Annotated in this window: 9 protein-coding genes and 1 pseudogene; 4 read left to right on the top strand and 6 right to left on the bottom strand. The window is 66.8% G+C overall.

Annotation, left to right across the window (positions count from 1 at the left end):
• Positions 1–25 precede the first annotated feature (25 nt).
• Both WAL33_RS05015 and WAL33_RS05010 read right to left on the bottom strand, forming a co-directional pair.
• Complete coding sequence (locus tag WAL33_RS05015) at positions 26–295, bottom strand: GNAT family N-acetyltransferase (protein ID WP_422179098.1); 270 nt, start codon at positions 293–295, stop codon at positions 26–28.
• 257 nt (positions 296–552) lie between these two features.
• A complete protein-coding gene (locus tag WAL33_RS05010) occupies positions 553–1,740 on the bottom strand; it encodes an acetyl-CoA C-acyltransferase (protein ID WP_422179096.1) in 1,188 nt (395 codons plus the stop codon).
• 305 nt (positions 1,741–2,045) lie between these two features.
• Here WAL33_RS05010 and WAL33_RS05005 point away from each other — a divergent pair, with 305 nt between their 5' ends.
• The 3 genes from WAL33_RS05005 (at position 2,046) to WAL33_RS04995 (ending at position 3,446) form a co-directional block, all read left to right on the top strand.
• The gene (locus tag WAL33_RS05005) at positions 2,046–2,549 is read left to right on the top strand and encodes a winged helix-turn-helix transcriptional regulator (protein ID WP_422179094.1); all 504 of its coding nucleotides are present in this window, start codon (positions 2,046–2,048) and stop codon (positions 2,547–2,549) included.
• Positions 2,546–2,758, top strand: a complete 213-nt coding sequence (locus tag WAL33_RS05000) for a hypothetical protein (protein ID WP_422179092.1) — start codon at positions 2,546–2,548, stop codon at positions 2,756–2,758. The genes WAL33_RS05005 and WAL33_RS05000 overlap by 4 nt, the downstream gene beginning before the upstream one ends.
• Positions 2,759–2,936: 178 nt before the next feature.
• Positions 2,937–3,446 carry a sugar transferase gene (locus tag WAL33_RS04995; RefSeq protein ID WP_422179090.1) on the top strand — a complete coding sequence of 170 codons (510 nt, stop codon included), beginning with the start codon at positions 2,937–2,939 and terminating at the stop codon, positions 3,444–3,446.
• 1 nt (position 3,447) lies between these two features.
• Here WAL33_RS04995 and WAL33_RS04990 read toward each other — a convergent pair whose 3' ends face one another.
• The 4 genes from WAL33_RS04990 to flgK form a co-directional block, all read right to left on the bottom strand.
• The gene (locus WAL33_RS04990; RefSeq protein WP_422179088.1) at positions 3,448–3,579 is read right to left on the bottom strand and encodes a hypothetical protein; all 132 of its coding nucleotides are present in this window, start codon (positions 3,577–3,579) and stop codon (positions 3,448–3,450) included.
• 319 nt (positions 3,580–3,898) lie between these two features.
• Entirely contained in the window at positions 3,899–5,116 is a 1,218-nt protein-coding gene (mnmA, locus tag WAL33_RS04985; RefSeq protein WP_422179086.1) for a tRNA 2-thiouridine(34) synthase MnmA, read from the bottom strand.
• Between the two features lie 64 nt (positions 5,117–5,180).
• Positions 5,181–6,104, bottom strand: coding sequence for a flagellin (locus tag WAL33_RS04980; protein ID WP_422179084.1), 924 nt, complete (start codon positions 6,102–6,104; stop codon positions 5,181–5,183).
• 9 nt (positions 6,105–6,113) lie between these two features.
• Positions 6,114–8,228: a flagellar hook-associated protein FlgK gene (flgK, locus tag WAL33_RS04975; RefSeq protein WP_422179082.1), complete on the bottom strand. Its 2,115-nt coding sequence runs from the start codon at positions 8,226–8,228 to the stop codon at positions 6,114–6,116.
• A 403-nt stretch (positions 8,229–8,631) separates the two neighbouring features.
• Here flgK and WAL33_RS04970 point away from each other — a divergent pair.
• Positions 8,632–8,997: pseudogene (locus WAL33_RS04970) on the top strand (flagellar hook-length control protein FliK); the annotation flags it as partial.

Here is an 8,997-nt window from a genome sequence, read left to right as displayed (position 1 = left end):
CCGCAAGGGCATGTCCCCGGTCGATCTAAGCGATGATCTCCGGATCGTTCCGCTTCAGCCAGGCGGCGGCATAGCTGCACAACGGCACGATCTTCATGCCCTCGTTGCGGGCGGTCTCGGCGACCTTGACCATCAGCCTTCCGGCGGCGCCCGTGCCGCGCAGAGCGGGATCGGCCTCGACATGGGGGATGACCAGGCGGTGTCCGCTGCGCTGGTAGTCGGCGAAGGCGAGCCTTCCGTCGACTTCCAGTTCGTAGCGGCTCTTGGCGGGGTTGTGGCTGAAGGCGTCGGTCATGACTCGCATATGGGCTGGACGGCGCGCCGCGCCAAGGTTGGTATGGCTGGGGGCTAACGCGCGAACGAGGTGGGCGATGCGGGCTCTGGCGGTGTTTTGTGGCGTTTGGAGCGGTCTATCGACAATTAGCGCGGTGCGTGGGTCCTCGTCCTTCGACAGGCTCAGGATGAGGACCATGGATAGGCCACGACGTTAGAAAAACCTCGTCCTGAGCCTGTCGAAGGACGAGGTTTTCGTCTCAAACGCTGAGTTGCGCCCTAAACCAGCTCCACCGCCATCGCCGTGGCCTCGCCGCCGCCGATGCACAAGCTGGCCAGGCCCTTCTTGCCGCCGCGCGCCTGCAGGGCCGAGATCAGGGTGCACAGGATGCGCGCCCCGCTGGCGCCGATGGGATGGCCCAGGGCGCAGGCGCCGCCGTTGACGTTCAGCTTGTCCGGATCGATGCCCAGCTCCTGCTGGGCGATCATGGCGACCACGGCGAAGGCCTCGTTGACCTCGAACAGGTCGACATCGGCGACCTCCCAGCCGGCCTTCTTCAGCGCCTTGCGCATGGCCGGCACGGGGGCGGTGGTGAACAGGCTCGGCTCGTGGGCGTGGGCGGCGTGGGCGACCACCCGGGCGACGATCGGCAGGCCCAGGCGCTTGGCGACGCTTTCGCGGGTCATGACCAGGGCGGCGGCGCCGTCGCTGATCGATGATGAGTTGGCGGCCGTGATGCCGCCGTCGCGGCTGAAGGCCGGGCGCAGGGTCGGGATCTTGGCGGCGTCGGCCTTCAGCGGCTGCTCGTCCTGGCTGACGGTCTCGACGCCCTTGCGGGTGGTGATGGTCACCGGGGTGATCTCGGCGGCGAACGCGCCGGACGAGACGGCCTTCTGGGCCTTGGCGAGGCCCGCCACGGCATAGGCGTCCATGGCCTCTCGACCGAACTGGTAGGTGGCGGCGCTGTCCTCGGCGAAGGCGCCCATCAGCTTGCCGGGGGTGTAGGCGTCCTCCAGCCCGTCCAGGTACATGGAGTCCATCATCTGGTCATGGCCGATGCGCGCGCCCGAGCGGTGCTTGGTCAGCAGGTAGGGGGCGTTGGTCATGCTCTCCATGCCGCCGGCCACGATGATCTCGGCGCTGCCGGCCGCCAAGGCGTCATGGGCCATGATCGCGGCCTGCATGCCGCTGCCGCACATCTTGTTGACCGTTGTGGCTTCGACCGAGAGCGGCAGGCCCGCCCCGACCGCCGCCTGGCGGGCAGGGGCCTGGCCCAGGCCGGCGGGCAGGACGCAGCCCATGAAGATCTGCTCGACCAGGTCGCCCGAGACGCCGGCCCGCTCGATCGCCGCCCTCACCGCCGCGGCGCCCAGCTCGGTGGCCTTGGCCCCGGCCAACGCCCCCTGGAAGCCGCCCATCGGCGTGCGGGCGAACGAGACGATGACGACCGGATCGGCGCTGGACATGCTTGAACTCCACCCTGGGGATTTTGCGGCGGAATAAACCCCCTTCAACGCCTCACGCGCAAGGGTCTCGCGCAAAAAGCGGGCGATGGCGGAAGGCGGATGTCTCCGCCACCGACCCGCAGAAATTGGCGAGAAGCCAATTTCCGAAAAAATGGGAGCGCGATGGCCGCCGAAACCGGCTTCCACTTTCGGCTATCGCGCTCCCAGTGCGCAACCGAGAGAGTCAATTGCTATAAAAAACTTACCCGTGTCGGTCTGCAAAAGCAACCCTTGCATTCCCTTCCGGAAGGCTTCACCTTCACGGGATGGGCCGCACCGCTGACTACACCAATGAACGCTGCTCCATCGCCGCCACCCTCGAGGTCGTCGGCGATCCGTGGACCCTGCTGATCCTCCGCGACGCCTTCCAGGGCGTGAAACGGTTCGAACAGTGGCAGGAGCGCCTGGGCGTGGCCCGCAACGTCCTGGCCGCCCGCCTCAAGAGCCTGGTGGCCCACGGGGTGCTGGAGCCGCGCCGCTATTCGGAACGCCCGCCGCGCCGGGAATACGTGCTGACGCCCAAGGGCCGGGCCTTGTCGCCGGTGCTGCTGACCATGGCCGAGTGGGGCGACCAGCATGTCTACGGCGTGGGCAAGGGGCCGGTGCATTTCGTGCACAAGACCTGCGGCCATGACTTCCATCCCAAGCTGGCCTGCGAGGCTTGCGGCGAGATCGTCGACGGCCGCGACCTGAGCCGCGTCGTGCACGAAGAACAGTCCCTGACGGTCGGCGAGGCCCTGGAGGCCTCGACCAGGATCGCCGCCGAGTGAGCTTTCGCTTCCACGTCCATCGCGCCAAGCCGGCCTACCGGTTGGTGACGGCGGATGGGGCGGAGTTTCCGGACGGGGCCGATCCAGACGACTGGCGCTTCACCCGCATGCGCGAGCGCGCCGACACCAATCCCGACGTGGCGCGCCTGGTCGACGAGACCGGTTATTGCCTGTTCAAGATCGGCATGGGCTTCGACGAGATCGTCTGATCGGCGCCGATCACAACCGCCATGCAGGGTCGGAACCCCGACACATCCGGCACGTTCCAAGCCATCGAACGCCCCGTTCTCGAAACGTGGTGCTCGGGCGGGGGCGCCCAGAGTGCGTTGGGGGTTCGCGTTGAGTGAAGCGACGGGGCGTGTCGGCGCGGTTGGTCCGGCCGCAAGCGTGTGCAAGCGGACACTGGACCTGCTGGGCGCGGTGCTGGTTCTGCTGTTCTTCCTGCCGATCGGTCTGGTGATGATCGCCGCGATCCGTTGCAGTCGGCCCGGTCCGATCCTCGAGCGAGAACCGACTGTCGGATTGCACGGCGGGAGGTTCGGGCGCTGGCGCCTGCATCGGCCGCTCGAGCGCGAGAGCGTGTTTGATCGGGTGTTGTGGCGGGCGGGGCTGATCGATCTGCCGTCGATGGTGAACGTCATCGACGGCGACATGTCGCTGATCGGGCCCAGGCCCCATTCCCCCGAGCAATATGCCGTTCTGAGCCAGGGGCGGCCGGACTACGCCAGGCTGCTGGAGGCGCGGCCCGGAATAATCAGGCCGCGCGCACGCGAGGGAGAGCCCTCGTGGAGCGCCGAGCTGGACTATGTCGCCCGGTGGTCGGTGTTCGTGGATCTGAAGGTGGCGGCTCTGTATGTGATCCAGGGCCTGTTCCGGGAGGAACAGGGCGTCGACTAGATCAACGCGCGACCAGCGCCAAGCCGACGATCAGGCTAGCCCACAAGCCGAGGTTGGCCAGGATCACGGTCAGCTTGGTCAGCGAGATGTGGCGGTCCTGTTGGCGTTTGTAAGTGTAGGCGGCGGTAGCCATTGGCCTTCAACTCCAAATTCTACAAATTCGTCAAAAATCTGGCGCAGCGATACAGTAGATACGTATCCATGCCATAAAAGTTTCGCATGTCACCCGCTCACGGCGTGAATTTTCAGTGCAGAGGACAATTATTTTTCTCAGCACACGGTTTCGAACGCTGATTTTTAACTTAACCGTCAAATATTCGGATGGATTGGCTGAATTTGCTGATTTTTTAGGCGTTCCGGCCGAGCGGCCGCTGCCCCCCGAGCGTATGTCGTGGCCGCGAAATGGAGCTTGGGCGTGAAGCGCGGCAGGTCGAATCGCAAGACGCGGCGACCTAGATCGCCGCGCGTTCCGTCGCCACGATGAAGCCGCCGCCCAGCACCCGTTCGGGATCGGCGGGGTCGTACAGCACGCAGGCCTGGCCGGGGGCCACGCCTTCTTCCAGCACGTCGAACACCAGGCGCGGTTCACCCTCGACCAAGGCCAGACGGCCCGGGACGGGTTCGCGAGTCGAGCGCACGCGGGCCAGCACCGGCGCGCCGTTGGCGGCGGCCGCTTCCAGGTTGTCCTCGGCGCCCAGCCAATTGCTCTCTTTCAAGGAGAGGGCCTGGGTCAGCAGGGCTTCGCGCGGACCGACGATGACCTGGCGCTTGTCGGCGTCGATCCTGACCACGAACAGCGGGTCGCCGACGGCGATGTTCAGACCGCGACGCTGGCCGATGGTGTAGCGGGTCACGCCCTCGTGGCGGCCCAGCACGCGGCCGTCCATGTGGACCAGATCGCCGGGCAGGGCGCCTTGCGGCCGGATCCTGTCGATCACGGTGGTGTACTTGCCTTCGGGCACGAAGCAGATGTCCTGGCTGTCGGGCTTGTCGGCGATCGACAAGCCGAGCTCCGCCGCGACCAGCCGCACCGTCGGCTTGTCCATGCCGCCCAGCGGGAAGCGCAGGAAGTCCAGTTGCTCGGCCGTGGTGGCGAACAGGAAATAGCTCTGATCCTTGGCCGGGTCGGCGGCGCGGCGCAGCTGCGGGCGGTTGGCTCCGCCTGCGAAAGCCCGCTGCACGTAGTGGCCGGTGGCCATGGCTTCTGCGCCCAGGTCGCGGGCCACGTCCAGCAGGTCGCGGAACTTGACGGTCTGGTTGCAGCGCACGCACGGGATCGGCGTCTCGCCACGCAGATAGGCGTCGGCGAACTCCTCGATCACCTGCTCCTTGAAGCGGCTTTCGTAGTCCAGGACGTAGTGCGGGATGCCGATCCGCTCGGCCGCCATGCGGGCGTCCATGATGTCCTGGCCCGCGCAGCAGGCGCCCTTCTTGGCGATCGCCGCGCCATGGTCGTAGAGCTGCAGGGTGACGCCCACCACGTCATAGCCGGCCTTGGCCAGCAGGGCCGCGGTGACGGTGGAGTCCACGCCGCCGGACATCGCCGCGACGATCCGCGCGCCGACGGGCAGGCCCACGGCCTCGCGCGCCATCTCGACCGCGTGGTCGAGGGCGGAGGGGGCGATCGGGGCGGTGTCCAGCAGAGCGGTGTCGGCGTCCATCGCGGCCATATAGCGGTTCGAGGCCGGTTTTGCGAGGTTTGGGGAATGAAGCGACGTGACGGAGGGCGCGTCTCTACTTCAGCACGTTCAGCAGCGACGAGTTCTGCAGGGAGGCGAACACCTGGGCCGCGGCCTGGACGGCCAGCTGCGCGGACTCCAGACGGGTGACCGCCTCGGCCATGTCGACGTCGGTGATGCCGCCGACCATGGTGGTCAGGGTGTCGGCCTGGTCCGACAGCTCGACCTGGGCGCTTTCGAAGCGCTTCTGGTTCAGGCCGTTCTGGGCCTGGGCCGTGGTCAGGCCGACCTTGACGGTGTCGAAGGTTCCCAGCACGCCCTTGAGAAAGTCGTTCTGGGCTTGGGTCAACTTGCCGGTGAATGGGCCGTTGGCGTCGACATAGGCCTGGATCTGCTGGAACGCGCCGTAGACCCCCGTGCCCAGCTTGTCGGCCAACTGGCCGGTATTGACCGAGGTGGCGTCGTCGATGCGGTTGGTGGTGATGTACTGGTCGTTCTGGAACAGCGTGGCGATCGGCGGACCCGCGGTCAGGTCGGCCATGGTGGTGGCGGTGGTCGGCTTGACGTCCGACTTTGCGCCGGCGAACACGTAGCGCCCGTTGAACCGGCTGTTGAGTCCCTGCACCACGTCGCTGAACGCGCCGCTCAGCTGCTGCATCATGGTCTCGGCGCTGCCGGCCGCCATGGCGTTGGCGATGGCGTTGCGGGCGTCCTGGGTGGCGTCGGCGATCTGGCCGATGCCGATGTCCTGCACATCCAGGCGGTTGGCGACCAGGGAGGTCTGGTCCCGGAAGCCGGCGACCTTGGCCTGGGCGCTCTTCATGGCCGTCAGAACTTCGGCGTTCTTGGCGTAGCCCTTCAGGTCGGTGGCGTTCTTCTGGCTGGAGACCTGTTCGCCGGCAATGTTCTGCAGCACCTGCGCGCGCATCAGGTTGCTGGTCATCACGCCGAAATTGCCGGAGGTGGAAACGCGGGTCATGGCTTAACCTCAAACGATATTGGTGAGGACATCGAACATGTCCTTCGTCGCCTGGATCAGGCGGGCGGAGGCGTTGAACGCCTGTTGATAGGTGGTCAGGTTGACCAGCTCCTCGTCGAGGTTGACGCCTTCCTGCGACTGACGCTGGGCGTCGACCTCGATCTTGACGGACTCGGCCGCTTCCTTGCGGCTGATGGCGGAATTGGCCTTGCGGGCGATCGAACCGCTGAAGTCCGCGCCATAGGTCAGCACGCTCTTCCTGGCGCCGGCGGCGTCGCCGGCGTTGGCGAAGCTGGTGACGCTGTCGCCGGCCTTGGCCATGGCCAAGGCGCCGCGGCCGTCGCCGACCGCCAGGGCCGGGACGCCGGCCGCCGCGGTCAGGTCCAGCTTGGCGAACGGCAACTTGGAGGGATCGGCCGACATGGCCGGATCCATGTGGAACAGGCCGCCGCGGGTGCTGCGCTCGCTCATGCCGACGCCGAACAGCTGGCTGAGCGAGGGGCCGCCCGCGCCGCGCTGGGTCAAATCCTCGACCACCGACAGGCTGACCGGCGTGGCGCTGTTGGAGGTGAAGGTCAGTTCGCCCTTCGAGCCCAGGGCGAACGTGCCATAGAGGCCCGCGCCCGAGCTGCGGGAGTTCAAGGCGTCGAGAGTCTCCTGCATGGAGCCGGTCCCGGTCGGGATCGTCACCCGGACGTCGCGCAGGCGGCCGCCGGCGCCGTCGGTCAGCCGAAGGGTGATGGTCTGACCGGGCGTGAAACCGCTGGGATCGCTGGCGACCATGCCCGTTTCATAGGGCGCATAGCCGCTGGAACGGATGATGTCGTTGAGGCCGAAGAACTGGCCGAAGCCCTTGCCGGCCTTGTTCGAGGGCGTGGTGGCGTCGTCGAGGACGGCGACGCCGCCGGTCGCGGCCGTGGCGCTCAGGCTCAGCTTGCCGTTGGCGAAGCCCGCGCCGGCCGTCCCGCCCAGGGCGGTGTTCAGCTGGGCCAGGAAGTTGGCGTTCGTGAAGGCCGGGCCGGCGGCGCCGTTGACGGTCATGGTCCCGGCGGTGAAGTCGATGTCGACGCGCTGGACGATCGCGTTCGTGGCGTCGGTGACGGCGATCGTCGTCTTGCCGGTGAAGTGGGCGAAGGCGGTGTTGGCGTCCAGACCGGTGTCCTTGCCGATCATGCTCCTGGGCGCGGGAACCGCGCTGGCGGCGTTGGAGGCGCGGTTCAGCTCTTCGGCCGCGCGGGAGACGAACTCGCCCAGCTGGTCGGAGAGGTTGGGCAGCTCCTTGTTGCGCAGCTCCAGCAGGCCCTGGATCTCGCCGTTGTCGACATGGAACGGCATGACCTGGTCGCCGCTGTTGGCGGTGACGACCGTCAGGTAGCCGTCGGCCGAGCCGGCTTGATTGTAGGTGATCTTGGCGGGGCCGGTGCCCGCCAGGGTGACGCCCTCGGCCGAGCGCACCATGACGCCGCCGTTGGCGCGATCGCTGACGGTGACGTTCATATAGGTCGACAGCTCGTTGATCAGTCCGCTCTGGACGTTCTCCGAGCCGGTGCCGTCAGCGCCTGACATCTTGGCGCGGGTGATGTCGATATTCAGGGCGTCGATCTGGCTGAGCAGGTCGTTGACGCGGTCGACGTCGGCGCTGATGCGGTTGTCTGTGTCCTTGATCTGGTCCGACAGCGAGGACGTGATGCGCGTGCTCTCGCTGAGGAAGTCCTCGACCTTGGTGACCGCGCTGGTGCGCAGCAGGAACGAGGACGGATCGTCCACCGCCATGGAGAAGGCGGCGTAGACATCATCCAGGGTGGCGAAGAAGTTGTTCTTCGTGGTGGGGTCGCCAAACAGCTTCTGGGCGTTGTCCATGGCGGTGGAGATCGCGCTCGTACGGCCGGCGTCGGCGGAGCCGTTCAGGGCGGCGGCGGCCATGAACTTGTCGGTGGCGCGCTTGATGGCGTCGACATTGACGCCCACGCCCATGCCGTTCGACACCAGGTTCGACTGGGCGATCGTCTTGCGGACGTAACCGGCGGTGTTGATGTTGGCGATGTTGTCGGAAACGACGCGCAGGCCTGTCTGGGCCGCCATCATTCCCGAGGTCGCAACGTTCAAGATGGTGTTCAACGACATGATCTATTCTCCGGCCTGCTCGGCAAACCACGAACGGCACGACGCGACCTTGCCCGGCGAAAACTGCCGGGCGTTGTGGGGTTCGACCCCTTCGGCGATGTGCAAGCCATTGAAATTCATGGCAATTCGTTCCTGACGTCGAGCGAGCGACAGAAACGTATGCGCAAGGAGGGCGCCAACTGGGGGTGGGGCGCGACGACGCGGCAACCCTGGCCCTTTTCGCCCGGTTCAGCTCGGCAAAAAGCGCCGTGGTCGGCCAATCCAAAGTTGTGAATGCAAGATTAATATCAAATAAAACAAATAGTTATGAAGAATTTTCGAGTTGGCCCGGGGGTTGCTCAGGGAAGTCCGGATCAAGGCGTGTCCTCTCCGGGCCGCCATCCTCCGTGGACTCAATCGACGCATGACCGCGATCGCTGCTCCCACTTCCGTCCTGCCTTCGGCCCCGGCGCTCGCCGGCGGCTATGACAAGGACGCGGCCGAGGGCTTCGGCGCGCTGCTGGCCCAGACCGGAAGCGCGAACGCCTCGGACGATAAGGCCTCCACGCGAGACGCCGGCAAGGCCGCCGACAAGGCGACCGACCGGGCGCAGCAATACAAGGCCTCCAGCGCCAAGGCCGCCGAGCGCGCCGCCGACGCCAAGGCCGCCGACGCCAGGGCCGCCGACGCCTCGGACGCGACCGGTGAGGCCAAGGCGCCCGCCAAGGTCGCCGACGCCGCCCAGGCTGACGACAAGACTTCAGACGACTCGACCGCCTCGCCCGCCGAC

The organism is Caulobacter sp. (assembly GCF_049283275.1).
Classification (GTDB): domain Bacteria; phylum Pseudomonadota; class Alphaproteobacteria; order Caulobacterales; family Caulobacteraceae; genus Caulobacter.
This window is presented reverse-complemented; position numbering and strand designations above follow the sequence as displayed.